The organism is Hamadaea flava, assembly GCF_024172085.1.
Classification (GTDB): Bacteria; Actinomycetota; Actinomycetes; order Mycobacteriales; family Micromonosporaceae; genus Hamadaea; species Hamadaea flava.
Genome location: NZ_JAMZDZ010000001.1, coordinates 6740087 through 6766628, shown reverse-complemented (window position 1 = coordinate 6766628; position 26542 = coordinate 6740087). Strand labels below are relative to the sequence as shown.

Here is a 26542-nt window from a genome sequence, read left to right as displayed (position 1 = left end):
TTCGATGGGGAAGACGCCACTCACCGCGCGTCGGTTGCCGACGGCTATCCGACCGCCACCCGCGCCGCCATCTCCCGCACACAGCCGCGCGCGTCGCCCAACGCCCGCTCCAGGCCGAACTCCTCGGACAGCGACAGGGCATCTGTCACACCGGCCGCGTGCCAGGCCGCCGGCTTCGCGGTGACTCGTCCCGCGATGACGACGACTGGTACGCCGAGAGCAGCGCCCGCACCGGCGACGCCGTCGATGACCTTCCCGTGCAAGGACTGCTCGTCGAAGGAGCCCTCGCCGGTGATCACCAGATCGGCTTGGCGCAGCTCGGCGTCGAGGCCGATGGCGTCGCGGACGAGCTGGATGCCGGAGGTGAGCCGTCCGCCCAGGGCGAGGATGGCCGCGCCCAGTCCCCCGGCCGCCCCGGCGCCGGGCGTCTCGGCGATCCCCTCGGCGAGCACGCTCGCGACCCGCGTCAGGGCGGCCTCCAATTCCTCGACCGCCGCCGGATCGGCGCCCTTCTGCGGGCCGAAGACCCGGCTGGCCCCGCGCGGGCCGGTGAGCGGATTGTCGACGTCGGTGGCCCCGATCAGTTCGATTCCGGCCAGCGTCGCCGTCTCCAGCGTCCTGCCTGATGCCGTGCCCGTTGCCGTGCCTGGTTCCGTGCCGTCCCCGTTCCCGGCGTACGCCGCCAGCGCCTCCGGCCGCCCGAACCCGGCGAGGACGCGTACGCCGGCGTCGTTGGTGGCGCTGCCGCCGAGCCCGATCACGGTCCGGCGTACGCCGTCCACCTCAGCGGCTGCCGTGAGCAACGGCAGCAGCCCCGCCGAGCCGGCGCGCCGCGGATCCCGTTCGGCCGGGCTCAGATGGTGCAGCCCGCACGCGTGCGCGCTCTCCACGTACGCCGTGTCTCCGACGATCAGGATCTCGCCGGTGACCGGTCGGCCGAGCGGATCGGTCGTCGACACCGGAAAGCGCTTTCCCTCAGGGTGTGCCGCCGCGAGGACGTCCACGAAACCAGGGCCGCCGTCGGCCAGCGGACGCAGCACGAGATCGTCGTCCGGGCGTACCGACCGCCAGCCCTCGGCCACCGCTTCGGCGGCGTCGGGCGCGCTCAGGGTCCCGGCGAACTTGTCGGGGCAGATCAGCAGACGCATGTGCGGTGCCTATCACATCGCGCGGACCTCTGTCACACCACACGCTGCATGGGACGATTGGCTTGTGACGACCACATGGGTTGAACCAAGCAACACCGCCACCGCGCTGCTTCTGCTCGGCCGGGGCAGCGATCCTGCCTCCGAGCGTGGTGTGGAATGCCCCGGCGAGCTGCCGCCCGCGAGCGACCCCGATCTGGTCTCGCGGGCCAAGGCCGCCAAGGCCGCGCTGGGCGACCGGGTCTTCGTCCTCGGCCACCACTACCAGCGCGACGAGGTGATCCAGTTCGCCGACGTGACCGGCGACTCGTTCAAACTCGCCCGCGAGGCCGCCGCCCGGCCGGACGCGGAGTTCATCGTCTTCTGCGGCGTGCACTTCATGGCGGAGTCCGCCGACATTCTCACTACGGACGCGCAGCAGGTCGTCCTGCCCGACCTGGCCGCCGGCTGCTCGATGGCCGACATGGCCGTGCTGAGCCAGGTCGAGAAGTGCTGGGATCTGCTGCAGGACCTGGGCATCGCCGAGTCGGTCGTGCCGGTCACCTACATGAACTCGTCGGCCGACATCAAGGGCTTCGTCGGCCGCAACGGCGGCGTCGTCTGCACCTCTTCCAACGCCAAGCGTGCCCTCGACTGGGCTTTTGAGCAGGGTGAGAAGGTGCTGTTCCTGCCCGACCAGCACCTCGGGCGCAACACCGCCGTGCTGGAGATGGGTTACAGCCTCGACGACTGCGTCCTCTACGACCCGCACAAGCCGAACGGCGGGCTCACCGAGCAGCAGCTGCGCGACGCGAAGATGATCCTCTGGCGCGGGCACTGCTCGGTGCACGGCCGGTTCACCCTCGACTCCGTGCAGGACGTGCGCGAACGCGTACCGGGGGTCAACGTCCTGGTGCACCCGGAGTGCCGCCACGAGGTCGTGACGAACGCCGACTACGTGGGCTCGACCGAATACATCATCAAGGCCATCGAGGCGGCGCCGGCCGGCTCGGCCTGGGCCGTCGGCACCGAGCTGAACCTGGTCCGCCGGCTCGCGCTGGCCCACCCGGACAAGCAGATCATGTTCCTGGACAAGGCGGTCTGCTACTGCTCGACGATGAACCGGATCGACCTTCCGCACCTGGTCTGGGCGCTGGAGGAACTGGTCGCCGGCCGGGTGCCGAACCAGATCACGGTCGACCCTGAGACGGCCCACAACGCCCGGGTCGCCCTAGACCAAATGCTCGCCCTCCCCTAAACCCACCACCCTCCCCCCGCCGCCCACCCCCCGCCCCTCCCCGTCGATCATGAACTAACGGTCGTGATCGACCGGTGTGTCGGGACCGGAACTCCATGATCAACGGGGGTCGGCGGGGTCGGCGCCCGTCGAGGGTCATCGGCGGAGCGGTCGCCGAGTCGCCATGAGCGTCGCGGCGCGGCAGGTACCCGTCGGGCAGCAGCATTTTCGCGCTGTTGTTTTTCAGGTCGCCGTCGACCTCGCCCTCCCGCAGCCATTCGAGCCGCGGGTGGGACTTGTTGTCGCCCGCGCCGTCGAGCGCGTGCACCTCGAAGCGGCACAGGAACGACTCGATGCTGCTGGGCCGGTTGTGCTTGCGGGCGTCGGCGATCGAGTACCCGACCTGCACGATGCCGAGGAGCAGGGCGACGGTCACTCCGACGATGATCAGGCGCCGGGATGATCGGGCGCGGCTTCGTCTGCGTCGCACGGTCTTCTCCTGCCTTGGGGAGACGTCGCGCTCGCCGCCTGTCCTCAATAGAAATCAGGCGGATCGCGCGATTCCGACTGCGCACGCAGGGGACATCGTTGGTCTCGGAAAGCCACTCGTCAATGTTTTGCAGGTGCCATCTGAACTGCGGTAATCGCCCGACTCCGAGGCGTCACCACATCGAGGAGTACCAAGGTCCACTCTGGACCAAAAGGACCCGGGAGAAGCCCGAAAAGGACACGGCGCGCAACAATGTAGTTCCGGTGCGTGACCAGCGATTCCGGCTATTCCCGAATCAGCGTGACTCCTCTGACGCAGACCGATTCCGGGAGTATGCTTCGGCGGTTCGTACGCCCGCCCAACTCTTCGCGCCCATGGAGGTCGTGTTGTCTGACGTACTCGTCGTGACCGGTGGCACTCCCCTGACCGGCGAAGTCCGGGTCCGGGGCGCGAAGAACCTCGTTTCCAAGGCGATGGTGGCCGCGGTCCTCGGGCATACCCCCAGCCGCATGTTCGACGTCCCCCGCATCCGCGACGTCGAGATCGTCCGGGGCCTGCTGGAGCTGCACGGCGTACGCGTCACCGACGGCGAGCTCGACGGCGAGCTGATCTTCGACCCCTCGAACGTCGAGCGGGCCGGCATCGACGAGATCAACGTGCACGCCGGGTCGAGCCGCATCCCGATCCTGCTGTGCGGCCCGCTGCTGCACCGGCTCGGCCACGCCTTCATCCCCGACCTGGGCGGCTGCCACATCGGCCCGCGCCCGATCGACTTCCACCTCGAAGCGCTGCGGCAGTTCGGCGCGATCGTCGACAAGACGCCCGAAGGGCTGCACCTGTCCGCCCCGAACGGGCTGCACGGGATCAAGTTCACCCTCGACTACCCGTCGGTCGGTGCGACCGAGCAGATCCTGCTCACCGCCGTCCTCGCCGAAGGCGTGACCGAGCTGGCCAACGCCGCCGTCGAGCCCGAGATCGTCGACCTCATCTGTGTGCTGCAGAAGATGGGCGCGATCATCAAGGTGCACACCAACCGCGTGATCGAGATCGAGGGCGTGTCCCGGCTGACCGGGTTCACCCACCGGCCGATCCCGGACCGCATCGAGGCGGCCAGCTGGGCCTCGGCCGCGCTGGCGACCAAGGGCGACATCTTCGTCCGTGGCGCCCGGCAGGCCGACATGATGACCTACCTCAACGTCTTCCGGTCCATCGGCGGCAGCTACGAGGTCGACGACGACCCGGTGGGCGGCGGCATCCGGTTCTGGCACCCGGGCGGCGACCTGCGACCGGTGGTCATCGAGACCGACGTCCACCCCGGGTTCATGACCGACTGGCAGCAGCCCCTGGTGGTGGCGCTCACCCAGGCCAACGGCCTGTCGGTGGTGCACGAGACGGTCTACGAGAACCGGTTCGGCTACACCCACGCGCTCAACCAGATGGGCGCCACGATCCAGGTGTACGCCGAGTGCCTCGGCGGCGCGGACTGCCGCTTCGGCCGCCGTGGCTTCCGTCACTCGGCGGTCATCGCGGGCCCGGCCAAGCTGCACGCCCACGACCTCGTCATCCCCGACCTGCGGGCCGGGTTCAGCCACCTGATCGCCGCGCTCGCCGCCGAGGGCACCTCCCGGGTCCACGGCGTCGACCTGATCAACCGCGGCTACGAGGACTTCGAGGCGAAGCTCGCCGGCCTCGGCGCGCGGACCGAGCGGCCCGTGACCCAGGCGGCATGACGGGCGGCGGGTAAGTACGGTTTCGGTCAGCTACTCTTGTCGCGTGTCTACGCTCTTCCGCCGCAAATCCGCCGACCTCGTCGAGGACTCGGTCACCTCGGTGACCGCTGCTCCCGAGACCGCTGAGGAGACTTCGGAGGAGGCGAGCTCGAAGGCGTACACGCCGAGCAAGGGCAAGGCCACCCCGAAGCGCACCGACGGCCGCCGCAAGGCGGAACCGCCGCCCGCCAACAAGCGCGAGGCGTACCGGCGCATGAAGGACAAGCAGCGCGGCGAGCGGGCCGAGGCGATGGCCGGCATGAAGGCGGGCGAGGAGCGCTACCTGATGCCCCGGGACAAGGGCCCGGAGCGCAAGCTGGTCCGCGACATCGTCGACACCCGTCGGACGATCGGCACGTGGTTCTTCGGCAGCGCCTTCGTGGTGCTGCTCGGCACCGGCACCGGCAACCCGACCTTCGTCATGTACGCCCAGCTCATCTGGTTCGCGATCGCCTTCGCGACGCTGGTCGACACCGTACTGATCTGCCGCAAGGTGAGCCGCCTCGTCCGCGAGCGGTTCCCGAAGCCGAGCGTCTCGATGCGGTCCCTTTACTTCTACGCGTTCATGCGCGCGATCACCTTCCGGCGGCTGCGGATGCCGCAGGCCCGGAAGAAGTTCGGCGAAGCCATCTGAACAGCGGTCTGACACGAAACGAAGCCCGCCCGAGTGCGGGCTTTGTTTTCGCCCGTCGTGTCAACTAGAGTTGACAGCATGAGCGAGACCGATCGCGCCGCCACCGAACGGCTGACCGCCGCGGCGAGCAGCACCGATCCGGCCGTCGGCCTCCGCGCCGTACGCGCCCTGCGTGAGCTGGCCGAGCGACTCGAAGCCGTCCAGGTGCGGCACGCCCGCAACCTCGGCTGGACCTGGCAGGAGATCGCCGTCCAGCTCGGGGTCACCCGGCAGGCGGTGCACAAGAAGTTCGGCGCCGGCCGCGGACTGTTCGGAAAGGAGAAGTAGGCGATGCCGTTCCAGAGGTTCCACACCGACGCCCGGCAGGCCGTCGTGCACGCCCAGGAGGCCGCTCGCCAGCTCGGGGCGGACCGGGGTCGGGCCGGAGCATCTCCTGCTCGGCCTCCTCGACTCCCCCGACGGCGTCGCGCGGCGCATCCTCGCCCGGCATGGGCTCACCCGGCTTTCGGCGTACGAGATGATTCGACGGAATGGCCTGGACGCGCAGGCGCTCGAGGCCATCGGAATCGACCTCGCGGCCGTGCGCGACAAGCTGGAGGCGACCTTCGGGCCGGGCGTGCTGGACGAGCCGGGACCGGTACGCGGACGGGTGGGCTTCGGGCCGGCGGGCAAGAAGGTGCTGGAACTGAGCCTGCGAGAGGCGATCCGGCGGAAGGACGATCACATCGGCGACGGGCACCTGCTGCTCGCGCTGATCCGCGAGGGTGGACCGGCGGTGGACGTCCTACGGTGGGCACGCATCGACCCGGAGGCCCTGCGCGACGAGGTCGACGCCGCGCTCTAGGCTGCCCGTATGGGGTTCGACGGGTTTCCGGACGAGGCGCTGATCTTCTACGAGGGACTCCTCGCGGACAACTCGAAGACCTACTGGACCGAGCACAAGGACGTCTACGAGCGCGCGATCAAGACGCCGATGCTGGCGCTGATCGCCGAACTGGGCGACTCGTGGGGTGAGCCGAAGGTGTTCCGGCCGTATCGGGACGTGCGCTTCTCCGCGGACAAGTCGCCCTACAAGACGCATCAAGGGGCGTTCTGCGAGATCCTCGACGGTGTCGGGTACTACGTGCAGCTCGACGCCGACGGACTCACCACCGGTGCCGGCTTCCACGCCCACACTCGCGAGCAGACCGCGCGCTACCGGGCCGCCGTCGACTCCCCCGCCACCGGACCCCAGCTCGCCAAGCTCGTCACGTCCCTTGTGGACAACGGCTTCGAGCTTTCCGGCGACCAAGTCAAAACGCGGCCCCGCGGGGTGGCCGCCGACCACCCGCGACTCGCGCTCATGCGACACGAATCCCTGGTCGCCCGCCGCCACCACGAACCCTCACCGTCGCTGCACACCGCCGCTGCGGCTGCGGTCGTACGCGCGGACTGGCACGCCCTGGCCCCGTTGGTGGAGTGGGTGGCGACCTACGTCGGCGAGTTCACCATGCCACCCCGCCGGTGACCACCCCTCCCCCTTGCTCGCTCCGCTCCGCTCGCCTCCCGCTCCCCGCCCCGTTGATCATGAACTTGTGTGCGTGATCGACCGGCGTGTCGTGTCCGTAGCTCCCTGGTCGTTCCCCGAAGAGCCTGATCAACTCCGACGGTGGCGCGGACGGAGCGATCACGTGGTTCGGGGAACGATCATGGCGAAACTGGGCCCGTGACCTGTAAAAACGCTAGTGATCATGACCGTTGGTTCATGATCGACGGGGCTTTGGGGTGCGGGAGCGGCGGCGTCAGCCGACGCGGTGGGCGGTGGAAGCCGGCGCGGGAGCGGCGGCGTCAGCCGACGCGGTGGGCGGTGGAAGCCGGCGCGGGAGCGGCGGCGTCAGCCGACGCGGCGGCGGAGCGGAGCGCGGGGGCGAGCAGGCGCCGGGAGGCGGCGGCGAGCGCGACCCCGGCGAGCGAGGCGACGGCGGGGACGGCGAAAGCACCGGCGTACCCGTACGCGTCGGCGAGGCGTCCGCCCACGGCGCCGCCGATCGCACCCCCGGCGACGACTCCGGAGGCGACCAGTGTCATGACTGCCGACGCGCGCCGGGTCGGGCCGATCGCGCTGGCCAGGGCGTTGACGGCGATCAGGTAGGGCGCGCTGACGACGCCGAGGACGGCCATCGCCGCCAGTACGCCGCCGAGCGACGTCCCCAGCACGACGAGCGCGATCGCTCCGACGGCCAGGGCTACTGCTGCGGTGGCGTACCGGAGGATGGGGCCCCATCGGGCGGGCAGCCAGGCGGTGGCGACTCCGGCGGCCGCGCTGCCGATGCCGAGCACCGCGTAGATCAGTCCGGCCGCGCCTGGCATGCCCGACTCTTCCGCGTACGCCGTCACGCCGGTCTGTGTGGCGCCGAACAGGACGCCGATCACGGCCATCGCCGCGACCAGCATCGACACCGCCCCGACGGGCAGCCGGTCGCGGCTGCGGGCCGGCACGAAACCGCGTACGGATGGGGTGGTGGGGTGCAGCGCGAACGGGATCGCCGCGAGCAGCAGGAGGACGGCCGCCACGAGCAACGGCAGGGTCGGCGGTCCGGCCAACGCGACGATGCCGACAAGGGCTGGACCGGCCATGTAGGACAGTTCGTCGGCCGCCCCCTCGTAGGAGAACGCGGTGGGTAGCAGCCGGGTGCGACTCGGGTCACTGAACAAGGTCGCCCACCTGACGCGTACCAGTGGGCCCACCTGGGGATTCGCGAAGCCGGCGAGCGCGGCGACCAGCGCGACCGCCGCGGGCGGGGCGCCGGAGGTGACCGCGAGCACGATCGCGGCCAGCGCCACCGCGTCGATCATCGCGGTCGTGACGCCGACGAGGCGCTGGCCGTGCCGGTCGCTCAGGGCCCCGACGACCGGGCCGCCCACCGCCGCGCCCACCCCGTAGGCGGCAGCGACCGCCCCGGCGACGGCGAAGCTGCCGGTGGTGGCGGCGACGAGGGTGACCACGCCGAGCGGGCCCATCGCGGCGGGCAGCCGGGCCAGGAAAGCGACGACGAGGAAGAACGGGCCGGTGGTCTGCACGACCGCGCGATAGCGAGACAAGCGAGGGCTCCAGCGTAAGAGTCTTCGCGCACCGTCCCACCCAACCGGTACGCCCCTTACGGCCCTGAGCAAATGTCCACCGAGGCGGACCCGTGAAGTCTAGTCGACCGGGGCGGCGACCTGGGAGGTGTAGAGGCGGGAGATCACATCCTCGATCTCGGGTTCGGCGATCGTGACGTCGCGCAGGCCGCCGACGGCGACGAGCCGCGCCAGCAGGTCGCCGACCTCGGCCGTGCTCTCCAGGGCGAACTCCAGCCGGGTGCCCTCGGCTCGTTCGAGGGTGACGCCGGGCACGTCGACGGAGAGCCCCGTCACGGGTTCGGCGAAGTCGACCGTGACCCGGCGGCGCGAGCCGTAGCGCGCGTGCAGCTCGGGCAACGAGCCGTCGTGGACGACCCGGCCGTGGTCGATGACCACGATCCGTCGGCAGAGCCGTTCGATGTCGGCCAGGTCATGCGTGGTCAGGACGATCGTCGTATCGCCCCGGGCGCCCAGCTCGGCGAGGAAACCCCGGACCGCCTGCTTGCTGAGCACGTCGAGGCCGATGGTCGGCTCGTCGAGGAAGATCACCTCGGGCCGGTGCAGGAGCGCGGCGGTCAGCTCGCCGCGCATCCGCTGGCCGAGCGACAGCTGCCGGACCGGGGTGTCCAGAAAAGCGTCGAGGTCCAGCAGGTCCCGGCACCGGCGCAAGGCCGTCTCGTGATCACCCGCTGGTACGCGATAGACGTGACGCAGCAACGAGAACGATTCCCGCAGCGGCAGGTCCCATTGGAGCGCCGACCGTTGACCGAAGACCACGCCGATCCGGGCGGCCAGCCGCCGCCGCTGCGGCACCGGGGTGAGCCCGCAGACGCTCAGCTCGCCGCCGCTCGGGGTGAGCACGCCGGTCAGCATCTTCAGCGTGGTGGACTTCCCCGCGCCGTTGGGGCCGAGGTAGCCGAGCAGTTCGCCGCGTTCCACCGTCAGGTCGACGCCGTCGACCGCGCGTACCTCGGTGGACTCCCGGCGGAACCGGCTCACCTTCTTGCGGATGGTGAAGTGCTTGCGCAGGCCGCGTACCTCGATGACAGTCATGATCCCGTGCTCCTGTAATGCCGCACCCCGGTGCGCCAGATGAGGGCCGCGACGGTGGCGGCGATCGGTCCGGCCAGCGGGGCGACCCAGCCGGTCCAGTCCGGCAGCCCGATCGGGTCCGGCCGGCCCAGCAGGGCCAGCGCCGGATAGTACGAGATGAAGCCGAGGCCCAGGACGAAGCCGAAGAGCCGCCGGAACCACGCCCCATACAGCGACATCGGGTACGCCGTGAAGTCGCGCCCGCCGTAGGTGACGATGTTGCCCAGCTCGCCCGACTCGATCCACCAGAACGCGACGGTCGCCGAGGCGACGAAGAGCGCCGCGAAGAAGAGCGCCCCCGCCACGATCGCGATCAGCAGCAACACCGCTTTCGGTACCGTCCAGGCGAGGTGCGCGGCGTGCAGCGCGACCGCGAGGATGACCGCCGCGTACAGGACCCGGCTCAGCCGCCGGATGCTGAAGTCCACCGCGAGCAGCTGCCCCAGTACGCCCAACGGCCGCACCAGCACGGTGTCCAGCGTCCCGGTCCGGACGTAGACGCGGATGCGCTCGATGTTGCCGACGGCCAGATCGGCCAGGGCGAACGCGACGGCGGTGATCGCGAACATCAGCAGCACCTGCGGCCGGCTGAAGCCGCCGAGGTCGTCGGTCACCTGGAACATGACCAGCATCGCCATGAGGTCGGCGGAGAGCACCACGAGGTTGCCCGCCATGTCCAGCCAGAACGACACCCGGTAGGACGCCTGGCTGCGTACCTGGGCGAGGGCGAGCGCGACGTAGGGCCGGTCAGCCACCTTGCACCACCAGCTTCCGCTCGGCCCGGCGCTGGATCAGCTCGCACAGCCCGAGCAGCACTGCGGCCCAGAACAGTTGCAGGCCCACGATCACCAGCGGCCCGGGCCGGCCGGCGTACTCGGAGATGACGTCGAGCGGAGCCTGGAGCAGGGAGGGGAAGGGCGTCGCCAGCCACAGCGCCCACGTGAGCGGCTCGGGCAGGAAGTGCAGTGGGAAGAACAGCCCGCCGAACAGGCCGGAGCAGAACAACCAGAACATGGACGGCCCACGGTTGTCGAGCAACCAGTACGCGCAGCAGTTGACCAGGAACCGGCAGCAGAAGCAGACGACCACGGCCAGCACGATGGACAGCAGCCCGAGCGGATAGGTCCAGACGTGCTGCGGTTTGGCCAGGCCGAAGACGAGGCTCGCGACGATCAGCGGAGGGGCGAACCGAATGAGCATCGCCAGCCCGGCTCGCCCCATGTCCTGGGCGAGGTAGGTGGTCAGGGTCCGCTGGGGGCGCAGCAGGTCCATCACGACGTCGCCGCTGCGGATGCGGTCGGACAGCTCGGTCCAACCCCAGAGCTGGACTACGCCGATGAGCCCCTGGCCGAGCCAGACGAACGTGAGCAGTTGCTCGGTGGAGTAGCCGGCCGCCGCACCCGTTCCGGCGGCCACTCCGAGCAGGACGTACGACCTCAGGAACCCGAACATCGTGTTGGTCGCCAGCGAGGCGATGGCCGCCTGCCGATAGGTGGCATAACGACGGAAGCCGATTGCGGCTAATGCCCCGAATCGTCCCACCACTTCGGAGAAGTTTCGGAAAGGTACCCGAGCCACAGTGGCGGTGACATTCGGCACGCCGTACCCTCCCGTTGCAACCGCATCTTCTCTGCCGGCCGGGGTGACCCTATCGTCGTCAGGGAACGGCGGGACAACCGTTTTCGCCGGGACACCGGCGACCCGATCTTCACGAGGTGTGGCGTGACCATCGAGCGCACCAGCGGCCGGCCCGGGTCGGACGTCCCAGCTTGGGCTGGCACGCCGACCTCGCCGTGGTCGAAGGTGCCTGCTCAGCGCCAGCCCGCCGACGACAACCCCGATCCGCAGCAGCACGGCCAAGCCACGCCGCCGGGGCCGTTCCCGCCCCGTGCGACCGGCATGGCGCAGCCGCAGTTCGGGCCGAACGGCCAGCCGCTGCCGCCGGGCCCCAACGGCCACCAGCAGCACCCCGGCCAGCCACAGCACCCTGGTCAGCCGCAGCACCCGGGCGCGGGTTACGCGCAGCCCGGCTACGGTCCGCCGCCCGGCCAGTTCCCCCCGGGGCAGTACCCGGGCGGTCCGCAGGCACCGCACGGTCAGCCGCAGTACGGCCCGCCCGGCCAGGTCTACGGCCAGCCCGGCCCGCAGCAGGGCCAGCACGGTCCGCAGGGCCAGCCCGGCCAGCCGGGACAGCCGGGACAGCAGGGACACGGTCAGCAGGGCCAGCCGGGGTACGGCCAGCCGGGGCACCCGCAGCCGCCGCACGGTCAGCCGCAGGGCCAGCAGTTCGGCCCGCCCGGCCAGGTCTACGGCCAGCCCGGCCCGCAGCAAGGCCAGCCGGGGCAGGGTCAGCACGGGCAGCCAGGACACGGCCAGCCCGGGCAAGGCCACCCTGGACAGGGCCAGCCGGGACAGCACGGCCCGGGACCGCAGGGCCAGCCGGGCCACGGCCCGCAGTTCGGCCCGCCCGGCCAGGTCTACGGCCAGCCCGGCCCGCAGCAAGGCCAGCCGGGGCAGGGTCAGCACGGGCAGGGTCAGCACGGGCAAGGCCAGCACGGTCCGCAGGGTCAGCCCGACCAGCAGGGTCAGGGCCAGCAGGGTCAAAGCCAGCAGGGTCAAAGCCAGCAGGGACAAGGCCGCGGCGCCCACGGCTCGGCGGCCGTCCCGCAGGCGGCTGCCGGACCGCAGGCACCAGCCGCGCCGCAAACGGCCCCGTTCAGTGCTCCGCCGGTAAGCGCGGCGCCAGTGAGCGCCGGTCCAATGAGCGCCGTTCCGCCGTCGAGTGCGGCTCCAGTGAGCGCAGCTCCAGTGAGCGCCGTTCCGCCGTCGAGCGCGGCTCCCGTGAGCGCCGTTCCGGCGAGCGCGGCCCCGGTCAGTGCCGCCCCGGTCAGCGCCGCTCCGGTGAGCGCCGTGCCAACCAGTGCTGTGCCCACCAGCGCCGTACCCACCAGTGCCGTACCCGCGAGCGGCGTTCCGGTGAGCCCTGCGCCGGTGAGCCCTGCGCCGGTCGACCAGGAGCACTCGGACGCGCCGGTCTCGCCCGCCGCCGTGGCCACGCCGGACACCGTGCTTCCGGTCGCCGCCAGCGCGAGCGGCGCGGCTCCCGCGCTGTCCGCGCCCACGATGTTGCATCCCCTGGTACGCCCGAAGACGCTGGCCGACGTCACGGCGGCCGAGGAGCAGGCGACCGAGGTCGAGCCGAAGCCGGTCGGGGAGGCGAGCGACGAGCCCGAGGCGGCTGAGGAACCGGCGGCCGACGAGAAGACGCCGGACCCGGAGCAGGAGCTGGCCGCCGTCGAGTGGCGGTTCCACCACGACACGCTGCGCGAGCTCGTCGACGATCCGGATCTGCTGCGGGAGATCCGGGATCGGCTGACCACCAAGCTCACCCCGGCGACCGACAACGCCGTACGCGCGCGGCTGCTGAGCCTGCGCGCCGTGGTCTCCCGAATTCTCGGCGACCTGAGCAAGGCGCTGTCGGACGCCAAGATGGCGCTGATGCACGCCGAGGCGACCGGTCAGTTGCGCCGGATCGCGATCGCGCAGGCCCGGTTGGCGCACGTGTTGCAGTGGCGGGGCGACTTCGCCGACGCCGACCAGTTGTTCGCCGAGGCGAACTCGCCGGAGCTGCCCGACCGGTTGCGCGCGACGATGCATGAGCACGCCGGCAAGTCCTGCTACGACCAGGGCCGCTACATCGAGGCCTGCAACCACTTCGAGAAGGCGCTCGAGCTGCGCAAGGTCGAGGACCCGGAGCTGATGGCCCGGACCGAGATCGCCCTCGACGCCGTCTTCCGCAAGGTCGCCGAGAACGGCTGGGGCCCCTATCCGCGTACGCGGGACGAGATCCTGCGGGTGCACAAGCCGCCGGTGCCGCAGTTCGACGACAAGAAGCAGTGCTGGGGTTACGTGGATCCGTCCGGCACGACCGGGATCTCCCCGGCGTTCGCCGACGTCCAGCCGTTCCGCGACGGGGTCGCCTGGGTACGCCGCCCGGAGTCGGAGACCTGGGAGCTGATCGACGAGGCCGGGCTGCGGCTGATCGACGCGAACGCGGGCTGGCTCGGGGTCGGCTCGTTCAGCGAGGGCCTGGCCTGGGTGTCCCGCGACGGGCACAGTGGCTGGGTCGCGATCGACAAGAAGAACCGCGTCGTGATCCCGGGCGGCTTCGACGACGTCCGGCCGTTCCGCCGTGGGGTCGCCGCGGTACGCCGCGGCGGCTGGGGCGCGGTCGACAAGGCCGGCAAGGTCGTGGTGCCGACGCAGTTCGCGGCGTTCGCCACCGCGCTGACCGACGGCCGTTACGTCGACGGTTTCACCGACGAGGGCCTGGCCATCGTCGACAACGGCGGGCGCAAGGGCGTGGTCGACAAGTCCGGCAAGATGGTCGTCCCGCCGGTGCACCCGGCGCTGGTGATTCACCCCGTGGCGTTCCTGGTGGCCAGCCCGCAGGGCAAGTGGGGTGCGCTCGACCGGCGCGGCCGGCCACTGATCGACATGGAGCTGGGCAGCCGGATCGCCGTCATCGAGGAGATCGACCGACTGCTGGCGGACACCAAACCCGTGCTCTGACTGCATTCCTGACGGCTCACCCGAGCGGCTCCCCGGTGACTGACCCGATAGGGTCGGCTGCATGGAGTTCCGTCATCTCGGCCGCTCTGGCCTGCTCGTCAGTGAAATCTCCTACGGCAACTGGATCACGCACGGCTCGCAGGTCGAGGAGGAGGCCGCGCAGGCGTGCGTACGCGAGGCGCTGGACCTCGGCATCACCACCTTCGACACCGCCGACGTGTACGCCGGGACCCGCGCCGAGGAGGTGCTGGGCCGGGCGCTCAAGGGCGAGCGCCGGGCGGGGCTGGAGATCTTCACGAAGGTCTACTGGCCGACCGGGCCGGGCCGCAACGACCGTGGCCTGTCCCGCAAGCACGTCATGGAGTCGATCGACGGGTCGCTGCGCCGGCTGCAGACCGACTACGTCGACCTTTACCAGGCTCACCGTTTCGACTACAGCACCCCGCTGGAGGAGACGATGGTGGCGTTCGCCGACATCGTCCACGCGGGGAAGGCGCATTACATCGGCGTTTCGGAGTGGACCGCCGACCAGATCCGGCAGGCTCACACGCTGGCGACCGAGCTGCGCATCCCGCTGGTCTCGTCGCAGCCGCAGTACTCCATGCTGTGGCGCGTGATCGAGGCCCAGGTCGTGCCCACCTCCGAGGAGTTGGGGCTCGGCCAGATCGTCTGGTCGCCGATGGCGCAGGGCGTCCTGACCGGCAAGTACCTGCCGGGGCAGCCGCCGCCCGCCGGCTCCCGGGCGACCGACGAGGCGAACTCGCACTTCATCCAGAAGTGGCTCGCTGACGACGTGCTGACCCGGGTGCAGCAGCTCAAGCCGATCGCGGCGCAGGCCGACCTGACGCTGGCCCAGCTGGCCGTGGCCTGGGTGCTGCAGAACCCGAACGTGTCCAGCGCCATCGTCGGCGCGACCCGGCCGGAGCAGCTCCGGGACACCGTCAAGGCGTCCGGCGTGAAGCTGGGCGCGGATCTACTCAAGGCGATCGACGACGTGCTGGAGCCGGTCATCGAGCGTGACCCGAGCCAGACCCAGTCGCCGGCTCAGCGCCCCTGACCCAGTACGCGCTGGATCAGGGTTCCCGGTCGAATCATGCGCTGAATGCACTCCTGGCGGCTCGCCCAAGAGGCTCCCCGGCGAATTCGACCCAGAACCCTGATCCAGCCCAAAGCCGAGCGGAGCCGCGGCTACGGGGAGAGCAGGCTCATCCGGTACTCGATCCGGTCGTCCTCCACCAGCACCGCGGTGACCGCACCGGCCGCGACCGCCTCTTTCCAGGTCTGCCCCAGCCATGATTCGGCGTCGGCCTGACCGCCGAACGATTCGGCCGGGTGTTCGATCGGCTTGCCGTCCGCGTCCTCGTAACGCCATGTCCACGCCATCGCCGTGCCTCCCTCGCTGCGGGCAAGACCAACAAGCCATTAGATTACGTGCCATGGCACAAGACCTGTGGACGGCCGCGCTGGTGCTCGGTGGCATCCGCTCCGGCAAGTCGGACTTCGCGGAGGGCCTCGCGACCGAGGCCGCCGCCGGCGGTGTGGTGCGCTATGTGGCGACCGCGCAGACCGATCCCGCCGACGAGGTGTGGCAGCAGCGCATCGAGGCGCACCGCGCCCGCCGGCCGGCCGGGTGGACCACCGAGGAACTGGAAGATCCCACCGATCTGCTGGTCGCGCTGCGTACGGCGGAGGCGGGCGAGGTTCTGCTCGTGGACGACCTCGGCGGCTGGGCGACGCGGCTGCTGCCGTTGACCGCGGAGGAGCGCCGAGAACGGATCGACGCGCTCGGGCGCTCGGTCGCGGCGTGCGCCGGCCAGGTCGTCCTGGTCAGCCCGGAGGTCGGGCTCAGTCTCGTCCCGGCGACCGAGTCCGGCGCGGACTTCGCCGACCTGGTGGGTGAGATCAACCAGATCGTCGCGGACGCCGCCGACCGGGTCGCGCTGATCATCGCCGGGCAGACGTCCTGGCTGAAGCCGGCGGGCGGCCCGTCGGCCGACGGTGCGCCGGCCCGCCCGGTGAGCACCTCGCAGCCCGCTCAGGCCGTCGAGATGGACGTCCCGGAGGTCATCACGCCGGTCGCCGAGCCGGACACCGCCGGCGGCGCGCTCACCGAGCCGACGATGGCTCTGCCGATGATCGCGACCGGGCTGGTCATCCAGGCCAACATGGAGCTGCCGCTGCCGGACGAGGAGGCCGAGCGCGACGCCAAGGCCCGGCTCGGCGCACTGGACCTGCCCGGGTCGGGCTTCGGCAAGCTCGCCAAGCCGATCCGGTTCGCCGCGGCGACCCAGCGGGCGGCGACGCCGCACCCGTGGCGTTCGGTGCGCATGATGCTGCTGTACGCCGACCACGAGGGCAACATCGCGGCCGGGGTGGACGTCGGCGACTCGGCGCACTGGGCGGCGCAGGCGCGCGCCGGAGCGGGCCCGATCGGGCTGTTGGCCGCGCGTACGGGGGCCACGATCCAGGTCGTCGACGCGGCGACGGCGGGCGACATCGAGTGGGTCGACGCCGCGACCCCGGAGGCGGTGGAGGCCGGGCTGCGCCACGGCTGGCGGCTGGCCGAGGAGGCGGTGGACGCCGGAGTCGACCTCATCGCGCTGGGCTCCTGCGGCGCGGGCGCCGACACCGTGGCGGCGACGCTCATCTCGGCCATGACCTCGGCCGAACTGGCCGCCCTGCTGGGCCGCCGCGTCAGCGCCGACGGCAGCGTGGACGACAACTCCTGGATGCTGCGCTGTGCCGCCGCCCGGGACGCGCTCAACCGGCTGCGGGAGGACACGGTCTCCCCGAAGATGCTGCTGGCCCGGATCGGCGGCGTCGACTTCGCCATCGCCGTCGGCATCCTGCTGGGCGCGACCGCCCGGCGTACGCCGGTGCTGATGGACGGCCCGGTCGCGATCGCCTCCGCCCTGCTGGCCCGGGATCTGGCCGGTCAGGTGCGGCACTGGTGCCTGCTGCCCGACGCGGGCGGCGATCCGGCCACCCTGCAGGGCGCCGACGTCCTCGGCCTCGAGCCCTTCCTCGACCTGCGACTGGGCCTGGGCGAGGGGGCGTCGGCACTCGCTGCGTTGCCGCTCATCCAGTCGGCGATCAGCCTCGCCCAGGCCGCCGATGGGCCGGAGCACGCCGGGGAGGGCTTGACCGAGCCGCCAGGAGTGCAGTCAGTGACTGGTCGCGTCGCCGCGCCGGAGACCGCTGACGGCGTACCAGTCGAGGAAACGGAAGAAAAGGCGGATCTCGATGCCGCCGACGGTCTGGAGTGACGCGCTGCGCCTGGCGCTGACCACGTTCACGGTCGTGCCTTGGCCTGACCGCACTTCTGGCGGCTCGGGCAAGCCCTCCCCGGCGACGGCTGTCCTGGACCGGCGCGCGGCCGGCCGGGCGATGGCGGTGGCGCCCTGGCTGGGCGCGCTGCTCGGGGCGGTGCTGGGCGCGGTGCTCGCGGGTCTGCGCGAGGTGACCGCGGCCCCGATCGCCGGCGCGCTGACCGTCGGGCTGGCCGCGCTGCTGACTCGTGGCCTGCACCTGGACGGGCTCGCGGACACTGTGGACGCGCTGGGGTCCTATCGCGACCGTGAGCGCGCCCTGCGGATCATGAAGTCGCCCGAGGTCGGCCCGTTCGGGGTCGTCGCGCTGGTGCTGGTCCTGCTGCTCCAGACGCTCACCCTGGCCCAGGCGTCGGTCTGGGCGGTGGTCGCGGCGTTCGCGGCCGGGCGCTGCGCGATCACGCTGGCCTGCGCGCGGGGCATCCCGTCCGCGCGGCCCGACGGGCTCGGCGCGTTCGTCGCGGGCTCGGTTCCCCGGGTGGTCGCGCTGGTCAGCGCGGTCGCCGTGGCGGCGCTTGCCATTCCCGCGGTGCCAGGCCGCCCGTGGCAGGGGCCGGCCGTCGTCGCCCTCGCCCTGTTCGCGCTGCTCCTGCTCCTTCGCCATCTGGTACGCCGACTGGGCGGCATCACCGGAGACGTGTTGGGAGCAGCGACCGAGACGGTCGTGACGCTGGTCCTGATCGGCTTGACCCTGTCCTAGAACACGTGTTCTAATCGACGTATGCGATGGCTCGGCCAAGCTGCTTCTTCAGCTGTACCCCCCACTGACTTCCCGGCTGCGTCGGCGACCCCACCCCTGCCGCCGACGCAGCCGGGACTGTTCGACATCCCCGGCGCGGTCGCACGGACGTTCGACACGCCGGGCTTCGCCGGGATGACGTTCTACGAGATCAACGCCAAGTCGCTGCTGAACCGGGTGCCCAGCCAGTCGCAGGTGCCGTTCGAGTGGACCGTCAACCCCTATCGCGGCTGCTCGCACGCCTGCGTCTACTGCCTCGGCGGCGACACCCAGATCCTGATGGCCGACGGCCACACCCGCCCGCTGGCCGAGCTGCGGGTCGGGGACAAGATCTACGGCACCGTCCGGTTCGGGTCACGCCGCCGCTACGCGGTGACCGAGGTGCTCGACCACTGGATCACGTACAAGCCGGCCTTCCGGGTGACCCTGGCCGACGGCACCCAGCTCGTGGCGAGCGGCGACCACCGGTTCCTGACCGCCAAGGGCTGGCGGCACGTCGCCGAGGGCGATCGGCTCGCCGGGTTCGGGCAGACCCCGCCGAGCGGCCCGCTGGAGGGGGCGTACGTGGGCGTGGCGCCCGACCTCGACGTCGTGGACGTGGAGCCGCTGGAGAAGCGGCAGAACCTGTTCGACATCACGACCGGCAGCGGCGACTTCATCGCCAACGGCGTGGTCAGCCACAACTGCTTCGCCCGCAACACCCACACGTACCTCGACCTCGACTCGGGGCACGACTTCGACAGCAAGGTAATCGTCAAGGTCAACGCCGGTCAGGTGCTGCGCCGGGAGCTGGCCCGGCCGTCCTGGTCGGGCGCGCCGATCGCGATGGGCACCAATGTGGACTGTTACCAGCGGGCCGAGGGCCGTTACGGGCTCATGCGGGAGATCCTGGCCGCCCTGCGCGACTTCGCGAACCCGTTCTCCATCCTGACCAAGGGCACGCTGATCCTGCGCGACCTCGACCTGCTCCAGCAGGCGGCCGAGGTCACCTCGGTCCGGCTGGCAATGTCGATCGGCTTCGTCGACGAGGAGCTGTGGCGTGCCGTCGAACCCGGGACGCCCAGCCCGCAGCGCCGCCTCGACGTGGTGCGCCGGCTGTCGGACGCCGGTTTCGAGGTCAACGTCCTCATGGCGCCGATCCTGCCCGGGTTGACCGACACCGAGGAGTCCATCTCCGCCACCGTCTCGGCGATCGCGGCCGCGGGAGCGGCCGGAGTGATGCCGATCCCGCTGCATCTGCGTACGGGGGCCAAGGAGTGGTATGCGGCCTGGCTCGCCCGCAACCACCCCCACCTGCTGCCGCACTACCGTTCGTTGTACGGCGCACGGGCGTACCTGAGTCAGGACCAGCAGCGCGTCATCAGTGCGCGGGTGCGGGCGGCCGCTCGGCGCTGCGGACTCGTGCCGCCCGCGCCGCTGCGTACCGCCTGACCGTTGCGCCGCGTCCATGATCGTCGGCCGCCGACGTTCGTGGAGCCGAGAGCGCCTTGATCGTCGGCGGCCGACGATCAGGCTGAATGCGCCGTGATCAGGCGCGCCGGGGCCAGAGCGTGCGTACGCCGACGAAGACGAGAAAGCAGGCGAAGAGACGGTCCGCCACCCCCTGCGGGAGGCGTACGGACAGCTGAGCGGTCGCGAGCGCGGCCAGCATCCCGGAACAGCCGATCCACAACGCCTCGGGCAGCGAGCCCAGTCCGTTGCGGAGGTTGCGCCAGCTGCCGAGGGCGGAGGTCGGCAGGATCACGAGCAGGGACGTCCCTTTGGCGAGGACGGCGGACAGGCCGTAGCCGAGTTGCATGAGCGGCACCATGGCCGCCCCGCCGCCGACGCCGGTCAACGCGGCCAGCACGCCGATCGCAATCGCTGCCGGGATCAGCCACACCAGCCGCCAGCCGTGGTCGACCGTGCCGGTGGCCTCGGCCGTGCCGAACGCCATCCGGACGGCGATGCCGAGGGCGAAGATGCCGAAGATCCAGCGCAGGACGTCAAGCGGCAACCGGGTCAGCAGGTGGGTGCCGATCCAGGCCCCGATCAGGGAACCGGTGATCAACGGGAGCGCCACGACGACGTCGACCTCGCCGTGCAGGGCGTACGCGATCATGGCGGCGAGCGACAACGGGCCGATCGCGATGAACGAGGTGGCAACGGCCTGCCGCTGGTCCCGGCCGCACCAGGCGACCAGGGCGGGCACCACGACCGCGCCGCCGCCGACGCCGAACAAGGCGGACATGACGCCGGCGAGCAGGCCGATGCCCACCAGCACCGGGCGACGCGCCGTCATCGGGCCTCGTCGAACTGCCGGACCAACTTCTTCGGCGCGGTACGCCGCCACGCCTCGACGACCAGCTCGTGCAGTTCGTCGGGATCGACCTTCGCGAGGTCGACCCGCACCCAGCCGAACCGGCCCACGTACGCGGCGAAGGCGTACACGTCGGGCTGCGTGGCGAGCAGCTGTTCCTGCTCGTCCTTGCTCGCCTTGACCGTGCAGCTCGGGCTGTCCGGGGAACCCGAGGCGAACATCTTGCCGTTGACCCGGAGCGTCGGGTGACCCCATTCGGCCACCATGACCTCCGCGCCGCCGGGCAGGTCGAGAACCCACTGCTTGAGCTGCTCGTACGTCACCGCCATACCGGCGACCCTAGTGATCTCAGCACGCGAGACGAGACGGGGGTTGCCGGTGGGAGCGCTCTCAGTCGATGATGTCCGCCATGGAGAGCGTCACGAAGCGCAAGCTGACGCCGGACGACATCCGGCAGTTCATCCGGGCCGGACTCGGGCCGGACGCCGAAGTCGTCGCGCATTCGGAGTTCACCGAGGGCTTCTACGCCGCCGTGCACGGGGTGACGCTCGCCGACGGGCGGCAGGTCGTGCTCAAGGTCGCCCCCGATCCGACCCTGCGGCAGCTGCGGTACGAAGTGGACCTGATGCGGACCGAGATCGAGTTCTACGAGAAGGCCGCGACGGCGGGCGTGCCGCTCCCCCGGCTCTGGCACGCCGACCCCGACGTCGGCTTCATGATCATGGAGCGGCTCGGCGGGAACCTCTTCTCCAAGGCCAAGGAGGAGATGAGCGCCGAGGAGATCCAGCAGGTCCGGCGGCACATCGGCGAACTCTGCGCGCGGCTCAATCGCGTACGCGGAGAGCTTTTCGGTTATCCGCGCCGCGATGGGCGTACCAGATCGGCGAGCTGGCGGGAGGCGTTCCTGGCGATCATCGCGGACATCCTGGCCGACGCGGAGGAGTTCGAGCGGGACCTGACGCGGCCGGTGAGCGAGGTGCGGGCCTTGATCGAACGGAACGCGGCCGTGCTGGACGCGGTGACCGAGCCGGCGCTGGTGCACTTCGATCTGTGGGACGGCAACATCTTCGTCCGCCGCGAAGCGGGCGGATGGGCGATCGAGGGCATCATCGACGGGGAGCGCGCGCTGTACGCCGACCCGATCCTGGAACTCGTCTCGCTGATCACGTTCTGCGGGCCGGAGGAGGCGGCGGCGGTCGTCGACGGCTGGCTCGGCCGGCCGCTGACCGACGACGAGCAGCTGCGGCTGTGCCTGTACCGGGTCTACTTGTGGCTGATCCTCGTGGTCGAACTCGCGGTCCGGCTCTATCCGCCGGACGAGGAGCAGCGGGTGCTCAGCTGGGTCCGACCCAACCTGGCGGCCGACCTCGACCGGCTGGCTTCCCTTTAGACGCAGATCAGGGATACGCAGGCTTCCGGGGTCTCCGGAAGGCTGCGTATCCCTGATCTGCAAGGAGAACTAGCGGACCGAGGGGGTCACGAAGGGCGGCCGGGTCAGCGTCATGGACGACCGGCGACCCCGGATGTCGACCTCCACGGTGTCGCCGTCGACCAGGCCGGCGGCGGTGTCGATGAGCGCGAGCGCGATGCCGACCTTGCGGGTGGGCGAGAAGGTGCCGCTGGTGATCTCGCCGACGATGTCGTCGCCGACGTAGACGCTCATGTGCGGGCGCGGGATGCCCCGATCGTTGGCCACCAGGCCCCGGAGCGTACGCACCGAGCCGGAGTCCTTCTCGGCCAGCAGCACGTCCCGGCCCCAGAAGGCCGGCTTGTTCCAGCCGACCGCCCACCCGGCGCGGCCCTCGACCGGGCTGATCTCCGGCGAGAGGTCCTGACCGTGCAGCGGGTAGCCCATCTCGGTCCGCAGGGTGTCCCGGGCGGCCAGACCGCAGGCGCGGGCCTCGATCGGCGTACCGAAGAGGGCGTCCCACACCTCGGCGGCCCGGGCGGCCGGGACGACCAGCTCGTAGCCGTGCTCGCCGGTGTATCCGGTGCGGCACACGGTCAACTCGACGGGCTCGTCCCCGACGGCGAGCGTGGCCAGCTCGAAGCTCATGTAGTCGTGCTCGGTCGGCAGGCCCAGCGCGGCCAGCAGCTCGGCCGACTTCGGCCCCTGGACGGCGAAGACGGCGTGGTCCGGGTGCTCGTTGGTGACGGTCACCCCGGCCGGCGCGGCGGCGGTGAACCGGCGGACGACCTCGGCGGTGTTCGCCGCGTTCGGGATCAGGAAGACGTGATCCTCGGCGAACAGGTACGCGATGATGTCGTCGACGACGCCGCCGGTCAGGTTGTCGCAGCACAACGTGTACTGCGCCTTGCCCGGCTTGATGCGGTCGAGGTCGTTGGTCAGGCACGCGTTGACGAACGCCGCCGCGCCCGGTCCGGCGATCCGGGCCTTGCCCAGGTGCGACACGTCGAACACGCCGACGGCCTCCCGGACCGCGGCATGCTCCTTGAGCACGCCGCCCCCGGCGTACTCGAGGGGCATCTCCCAGCCCCCGAAGGGGGCGAACTTGGCGCCCAGCGCCACGTGACGATCATGTGCGGGCGACCGGAGAAGAGGCTGGTGAGCGGCGCTGGTCACGTCAGACATGGGGACGAACTTACCCGGTGCCCCTGATGTGGTTAGAGTCGCAGGGTCAGGATCTATCTGTGATTCGGAGAACCCGGGTGACCACCTCTATCGCACTGAGCTTGTTCGACACCGATCCCGCTGAGCTGGCCGTGGACGCTGTCGTGATCGGCGTCCACAGCCCAGGCGAGGACGCCGAGTCCCGTGACCTCCTGCTGGCCTCGGGCGCGCAGAGCGTCGCGGCGGCGTTCGACGGCCGGCTGAGCGCCACGCTGAGCCTGCTCGGAGCGACCGGCTCCGCCGGGGAGATCACCAAGCTGGCCACGTTGGGCGCCATCACCGCCCCGATCGTGGTCGCCGTCGGGCTGGGCCCGGAGCCGACCGGCGCCGCCCCGGCCGCGGAGACCCTGCGGCGCGCCGCCGGCAACGCCACCCGCGCGCTGGCCGGGACGACCGCCGTCGCGTTCGCGCTGCCGCTGTCGGACGACGACTCGGTCTCGCACACGCCGTCCCTGCGCGCCGTCGTCGAGGGCGCACAGCTGGGGGCGTACAAGTTCGCTGGTTACAAGGCGAAGCCGCAGCCGCTGCGGAAGGACCCGGTGGACGCGATCTCCGTCCTGGTGCCGGACGCGAAGGACGAGGCGGCCCAGGCCGAGCTGGACCGGGCCGCGATCGTGGCCGCCGCCGTCTATCGCGCCCGCGACTGGGTGAACACGCCCGCCAACCAGCTGCGCCCGCCGGTGCTGGCCGAGCAGATCGCCGCCGTGGCCAAGGACGCCGGGCTCGAGGTCGAGGTGCTCGACGAGGCCGCGCTGATCGAGGGCGGCTACGGCGGCATCCTCGCCGTCGGCCAGGGCTCGGACGCCGAACCCCGCCTGGTACGCATCGCGTACCGGCCCGAGGGGGTCGCCGACCCGGTGAAGGTGGCCCTCGTCGGCAAGGGCATCACGTTCGACACCGGCGGTGTCTCGATCAAGCCCGGTCAGGGCATGTGGGAGATGAAGAGCGACATGGCGGGCGCCGCCGCGGTGTCGAGCGCGATGGTCGCCATCGCCGCCCTGCGCCCGGCCGTCCAGGTCACCGCCTACATCCCGATCGCGGAGAACATGGTCTCCGGTTCGGCGTACCGGCCGGGTGACGTCGTCACGATGCGCGGCGGCAAGCGGGTCGAGGTGCTCAACACCGACGCCGAGGGCCGGATGATCCTGGGCGACGCCATCGCGCGCGCCTGCGAGGAGGGCCCGGACTACCTGCTGGAGACTTCGACGCTGACCGGCGGCCAGGTCGTCGCGCTCGGCAAGCGTGTCTCCGGCCTGATGGGCACCGAGTCGCTCACCGCCCGGATCAAGGCGGCCGGCGACTCCGTCGGCGAGGCCTCCTGGGCGATGCCGCTGCCGGACGACATCCGCAAGACGATGGAGTCTGAGATCGCCGACATCCTGCAGGTCAGCGCCGGCATGGAGCGATCCGGGCACATGCTGCAGGGCGGGATCTTCCTGCGCGAGTTCGTCGCCGACGGCGTCGACTGGGCGCACATCGACATCGCGGGCCCGTCTTTCTCCGGCGACACCAACGGATACCTCACCAAGGGCGGCACCGCGGTGCCGCTGCGGACGCTGCTGTCCGTCGTGGACGACATCGCCGCCAACGGCTGACGCCCGCCGACGAAGCGAGCCCGCGACTACGACGCCTGGCGCTGCCGGGCGTTGTAGTCGCGCATCCGTTGCGGGTAGCCGGTGAGGTGGACGTCGTAGACGGGGATGTTCAGCGACCGGCCCCACCGCCACGCGACCTGCGGCGAGCCGATTCGCCGCCGGGTCCACTCTCCATCGTGGGCGATGAGGATGACCGTGGTCTGGGTCACCGTCGTCTGCGGCTCGATGTACGCCTCGACGCCATACTTGTTCCGGGCAAACCACTCAAGGTGCGACAAATCCACCGGCTGCTGCCGGGTGGTGCTCCCCGAAGGCGTCTGGTCGCCGTCGAGAAGCCGCCGAAGCCATCCCACTGACGCTCCTCATCCGTTGTCGAAGAGGTTCCCAGAGTACGCGGGGGTAACGTGTCCTTGGGCACCTCTGTGCGCGGGGTGGGCCGCCGAGTGACAAGATGACCGGCGTGGGGTGTGCTCTCACGAAGGGCCGCCCGGCCGGCAGCGAAGCACTCGGTGGGAGATGACGTGAGCGACACGTTCGATGTGGTGATTCTCGGCGGCGGCAGCGGTGGTTACGCGACCGCTTTGCGCGCGGCTCAGCTGGGCCTGAGCGTCGCCCTGATCGAGAAGGACAAGCTGGGCGGCACCTGCCTGCACCGCGGATGCATTCCGACGAAGGCGCTGCTGCACGCCGGCGAGGTCGCCGACCAGACTCGGGAGGCCGCCGCGTTCGGCGTGAAGGCCGAGCTGATCGGCGTCGACATGAGCGGCGTCAACGCGTACAAGGACGGCGTGGTCGCCGGGCTCTACAAGGGTCTGCAGGGCCTCGTCAAGGCCGCCAAGGTGACCTACGTCGAGGGCACCGGCAAGCTCGTCTCGGCCGACACTGTCGAGGTGAACGGGCAGCGCTACACCGGCCGGCACGTCGTGCTCGCCACCGGTTCCTACTCGAAGACGCTGCCCGGCCTGGAGCTGGACGGCGAGCGCGTGATCGCCAGCGAGCACGCCCTGACCATGGACCGCGTCCCGGCCAGCGCGATCGTGCTCGGCGGCGGCGTCATCGGCGTCGAGTTCGCCAGCGCCTGGAAGTCCTTCGGCGCCGACGTGACCATCGTGGAGGCGCTGCCCCGCCTGGTCGCCGCCGAGGACGAGGACATCTCCAAGCAGCTCGAGCGGTCGTTCCGCAAGCGCGGCATCGCGTTCAAGACCGGCAAGCCGTTCGAGAAGGTCGAGAAGACCGACGGTGGCGTGAAGGTCACCATCGCCGGGGGCGAGACGCTGGAGGCCGAGCTGCTGCTGGTCGCCGTCGGCCGGGGCCCGGCCACCGCGAACACCGGCTACGAGGAGCAGGGCGTACGCATGGAGCGCGGGTTCGTCCTCACCGACGACCGGCTGCGCACCAACCTCCCCAACGTCTTCGCGGTCGGCGACATCGTCCCCGGCCTGCAGCTGGCGCACCGTGGCTTCCTCCAGGGCATCTTCGTCGCCGAGGAGATCGCGGGCCTCAACCCGGTCGCGATCGTCGAGTCGGGCATCCCCCGCGCGACCTACTGCGACCCGGAGATCGCCTCCGTCGGCATCACCGAGGCGCAGGCCAAGGAGAAGCACGGCGCCGACAACGTCGCGACCTACAACTACAACCTCGCGGGCAACGGCAAGAGCAAGATCCTCGGTACGCAGGGCTTCGTGAAGCTCGTCCGGGTCAAGGACGGCCCGGTGGTCGGCGTGCACATGATCGGCGCTCGGATGAGCGAGCAGGTCGGCGAGGCTTCCCTCATCGTCAACTGGGAGGCGTTCCCGGCCGAGGTCGCGCAGCTGATCCACGCGCACCCCAGCCAGAACGAGGCGCTCGGCGAAGCGCACCTGGCTCTTGCCGGGAAGCCGCTGCACGCCCACAACTGAGCTGTCTACGATCGTCACAGAGAAGATCGA

General features: G+C 70.9%; 26 protein-coding genes. 15 read left to right on the top strand and 11 right to left on the bottom strand.

What is annotated here, in order from left to right; translation table 11 throughout:
* Nucleotides 1–44: 44 nt before the first annotated feature.
* Complete coding sequence (locus tag HDA40_RS31785) at nucleotides 45–1148, bottom strand: glycerate kinase family protein (RefSeq protein ID WP_253761487.1); 1104 nt, start codon at nucleotides 1146–1148, stop codon at nucleotides 45–47.
* 64 nt (nucleotides 1149–1212) lie between these two features.
* Here HDA40_RS31785 and nadA point away from each other — a divergent pair, with 64 nt between their 5' ends.
* From nadA to HDA40_RS31750, 7 genes are all read left to right on the top strand, one after another.
* Complete coding sequence (nadA, locus tag HDA40_RS31780; RefSeq protein ID WP_253761486.1) at nucleotides 1213–2382, top strand: quinolinate synthase NadA; 1170 nt, start codon at nucleotides 1213–1215, stop codon at nucleotides 2380–2382.
* Nucleotides 2383–2545: 163 nt separating this feature from the next.
* Entirely contained in the window at nucleotides 2546–2824 is a 279-nt protein-coding gene (locus HDA40_RS31775; protein WP_253761485.1) for a hypothetical protein, read from the top strand.
* A 401-nt stretch (nucleotides 2825–3225) separates the two neighbouring features.
* Complete coding sequence (gene murA / locus HDA40_RS31770; protein WP_275978344.1) at nucleotides 3226–4581, top strand: UDP-N-acetylglucosamine 1-carboxyvinyltransferase; 1356 nt, start codon at nucleotides 3226–3228, stop codon at nucleotides 4579–4581.
* 43 nt (nucleotides 4582–4624) lie between these two features.
* Nucleotides 4625–5254 (top strand): DUF3043 domain-containing protein, encoded by a 630-nt coding sequence (locus HDA40_RS31765; protein ID WP_253761484.1) that lies wholly within the window; start codon nucleotides 4625–4627, stop codon nucleotides 5252–5254.
* Between the two features lie 78 nt (nucleotides 5255–5332).
* Nucleotides 5333–5581 carry a helix-turn-helix domain-containing protein gene (locus HDA40_RS31760; RefSeq protein ID WP_253761483.1) on the top strand — a complete coding sequence of 83 codons (249 nt, stop codon included), beginning with the start codon at nucleotides 5333–5335 and terminating at the stop codon, nucleotides 5579–5581.
* A 190-nt stretch (nucleotides 5582–5771) separates the two neighbouring features.
* The gene (locus tag HDA40_RS31755; protein WP_253763877.1) at nucleotides 5772–6098 is read left to right on the top strand and encodes a Clp protease N-terminal domain-containing protein; all 327 of its coding nucleotides are present in this window, start codon (nucleotides 5772–5774) and stop codon (nucleotides 6096–6098) included.
* 9 nt (nucleotides 6099–6107) lie between these two features.
* A complete protein-coding gene (locus tag HDA40_RS31750; RefSeq protein ID WP_253761482.1) occupies nucleotides 6108–6761 on the top strand; it encodes a DUF2461 domain-containing protein in 654 nt (217 codons plus the stop codon).
* 320 nt (nucleotides 6762–7081) lie between these two features.
* On the opposite strand, the gene HDA40_RS31745 is transcribed toward HDA40_RS31750, so the two are convergent.
* The 5 genes from HDA40_RS31745 to HDA40_RS31725 all read right to left on the bottom strand — a co-directional run bounded on the left by HDA40_RS31745 (nucleotide 7082) and on the right by HDA40_RS31725 (nucleotide 12570).
* Nucleotides 7082–8335: an MFS transporter gene (locus HDA40_RS31745; protein ID WP_253761481.1), complete on the bottom strand. Its 1254-nt coding sequence runs from the start codon at nucleotides 8333–8335 to the stop codon at nucleotides 7082–7084.
* 99 nt (nucleotides 8336–8434) lie between these two features.
* Complete coding sequence (locus tag HDA40_RS31740; protein ID WP_253761480.1) at nucleotides 8435–9409, bottom strand: ABC transporter ATP-binding protein; 975 nt, start codon at nucleotides 9407–9409, stop codon at nucleotides 8435–8437.
* On the bottom strand, nucleotides 9406–10203 hold the full coding sequence (locus HDA40_RS31735) for an ABC transporter permease (RefSeq protein WP_253761479.1): 798 nt from the start codon (nucleotides 10201–10203) through the stop codon (nucleotides 9406–9408). Before HDA40_RS31735 ends, HDA40_RS31740 begins: the two co-directional genes overlap by 4 nt.
* The gene (locus HDA40_RS31730) at nucleotides 10196–12082 is read right to left on the bottom strand and encodes an ABC-2 family transporter protein (protein ID WP_253761478.1); all 1887 of its coding nucleotides are present in this window, start codon (nucleotides 12080–12082) and stop codon (nucleotides 10196–10198) included. The genes HDA40_RS31735 and HDA40_RS31730 overlap by 8 nt, the downstream gene beginning before the upstream one ends.
* Nucleotides 12064–12570: a pentapeptide repeat-containing protein gene (locus tag HDA40_RS31725; protein WP_253761477.1), complete on the bottom strand. Its 507-nt coding sequence runs from the start codon at nucleotides 12568–12570 to the stop codon at nucleotides 12064–12066. The genes HDA40_RS31730 and HDA40_RS31725 overlap by 19 nt, the downstream gene beginning before the upstream one ends.
* Before the next feature lies 1 nt (nucleotide 12571).
* Here HDA40_RS31725 and HDA40_RS31720 point away from each other — a divergent pair, with 1 nt between their 5' ends.
* Nucleotides 12572–14020 carry a WG repeat-containing protein gene (locus HDA40_RS31720; RefSeq protein ID WP_253761476.1) on the top strand — a complete coding sequence of 483 codons (1449 nt, stop codon included), beginning with the start codon at nucleotides 12572–12574 and terminating at the stop codon, nucleotides 14018–14020.
* A 61-nt stretch (nucleotides 14021–14081) separates the two neighbouring features.
* Complete coding sequence (locus tag HDA40_RS31715; RefSeq protein WP_253761475.1) at nucleotides 14082–15077, top strand: aldo/keto reductase family protein; 996 nt, start codon at nucleotides 14082–14084, stop codon at nucleotides 15075–15077.
* A gap of 131 nt (nucleotides 15078–15208) precedes the next feature.
* Here the strand turns inward: HDA40_RS31715 and HDA40_RS31710 are convergent, their stop codons facing one another.
* Nucleotides 15209–15403 (bottom strand): hypothetical protein, encoded by a 195-nt coding sequence (locus HDA40_RS31710; protein WP_253761474.1) that lies wholly within the window; start codon nucleotides 15401–15403, stop codon nucleotides 15209–15211.
* A gap of 53 nt (nucleotides 15404–15456) precedes the next feature.
* On the opposite strand from HDA40_RS31710, the gene HDA40_RS31705 reads away from it, so the two are divergent.
* Genes HDA40_RS31705 through HDA40_RS31695 form a run of 3 tightly spaced genes read left to right on the top strand, consistent with a single transcriptional unit; the run spans nucleotide 15457 to nucleotide 19519 of the window.
* Entirely contained in the window at nucleotides 15457–17286 is a 1830-nt protein-coding gene (locus HDA40_RS31705; RefSeq protein ID WP_253761473.1) for a bifunctional adenosylcobinamide kinase/adenosylcobinamide-phosphate guanylyltransferase, read from the top strand.
* A complete protein-coding gene (locus tag HDA40_RS31700) occupies nucleotides 17264–18049 on the top strand; it encodes an adenosylcobinamide-GDP ribazoletransferase (protein WP_253761472.1) in 786 nt (261 codons plus the stop codon). The genes HDA40_RS31705 and HDA40_RS31700 overlap by 23 nt, the downstream gene beginning before the upstream one ends.
* Nucleotides 18050–18070: 21 nt before the next feature.
* Nucleotides 18071–19519: an Rv2578c family radical SAM protein gene (locus HDA40_RS31695; protein ID WP_253761471.1), complete on the top strand. Its 1449-nt coding sequence runs from the start codon at nucleotides 18071–18073 to the stop codon at nucleotides 19517–19519.
* Nucleotides 19520–19616: 97 nt separating this feature from the next.
* Here HDA40_RS31695 and HDA40_RS31690 read toward each other — a convergent pair whose 3' ends face one another.
* Both HDA40_RS31690 and HDA40_RS31685 read right to left on the bottom strand, forming a co-directional pair.
* On the bottom strand, nucleotides 19617–20369 hold the full coding sequence (locus HDA40_RS31690; RefSeq protein WP_253761470.1) for a sulfite exporter TauE/SafE family protein: 753 nt from the start codon (nucleotides 20367–20369) through the stop codon (nucleotides 19617–19619).
* Nucleotides 20366–20716, bottom strand: a complete 351-nt coding sequence (locus HDA40_RS31685; protein WP_253761469.1) for an MmcQ/YjbR family DNA-binding protein — start codon at nucleotides 20714–20716, stop codon at nucleotides 20366–20368. Before HDA40_RS31685 ends, HDA40_RS31690 begins: the two co-directional genes overlap by 4 nt.
* Before the next feature lie 80 nt (nucleotides 20717–20796).
* Here HDA40_RS31685 and HDA40_RS31680 point away from each other — a divergent pair, with 80 nt between their 5' ends.
* Nucleotides 20797–21777 carry a phosphotransferase family protein gene (locus HDA40_RS31680; RefSeq protein WP_253761468.1) on the top strand — a complete coding sequence of 327 codons (981 nt, stop codon included), beginning with the start codon at nucleotides 20797–20799 and terminating at the stop codon, nucleotides 21775–21777.
* Between the two features lie 69 nt (nucleotides 21778–21846).
* On the opposite strand, the gene gcvT is transcribed toward HDA40_RS31680, so the two are convergent.
* Entirely contained in the window at nucleotides 21847–22980 is a 1134-nt protein-coding gene (gene gcvT, locus HDA40_RS31675) for a glycine cleavage system aminomethyltransferase GcvT (RefSeq protein ID WP_253761467.1), read from the bottom strand.
* A 26-nt stretch (nucleotides 22981–23006) separates the two neighbouring features.
* Here gcvT and HDA40_RS31670 point away from each other — a divergent pair, with 26 nt between their 5' ends.
* The gene (locus HDA40_RS31670) at nucleotides 23007–24614 is read left to right on the top strand and encodes a leucyl aminopeptidase (protein ID WP_372503032.1); all 1608 of its coding nucleotides are present in this window, start codon (nucleotides 23007–23009) and stop codon (nucleotides 24612–24614) included.
* 26 nt (nucleotides 24615–24640) lie between these two features.
* Here the strand turns inward: HDA40_RS31670 and HDA40_RS31665 are convergent, their stop codons facing one another.
* Nucleotides 24641–24898: a hypothetical protein gene (locus HDA40_RS31665; RefSeq protein WP_253763876.1), complete on the bottom strand. Its 258-nt coding sequence runs from the start codon at nucleotides 24896–24898 to the stop codon at nucleotides 24641–24643.
* A gap of 237 nt (nucleotides 24899–25135) precedes the next feature.
* Between HDA40_RS31665 and lpdA the strand changes: the two genes are divergently transcribed.
* Nucleotides 25136–26512 carry a dihydrolipoyl dehydrogenase gene (lpdA, locus tag HDA40_RS31660; protein WP_253761465.1) on the top strand — a complete coding sequence of 459 codons (1377 nt, stop codon included), beginning with the start codon at nucleotides 25136–25138 and terminating at the stop codon, nucleotides 26510–26512.
* Nucleotides 26513–26542: the final 30 nt, after the last annotated feature.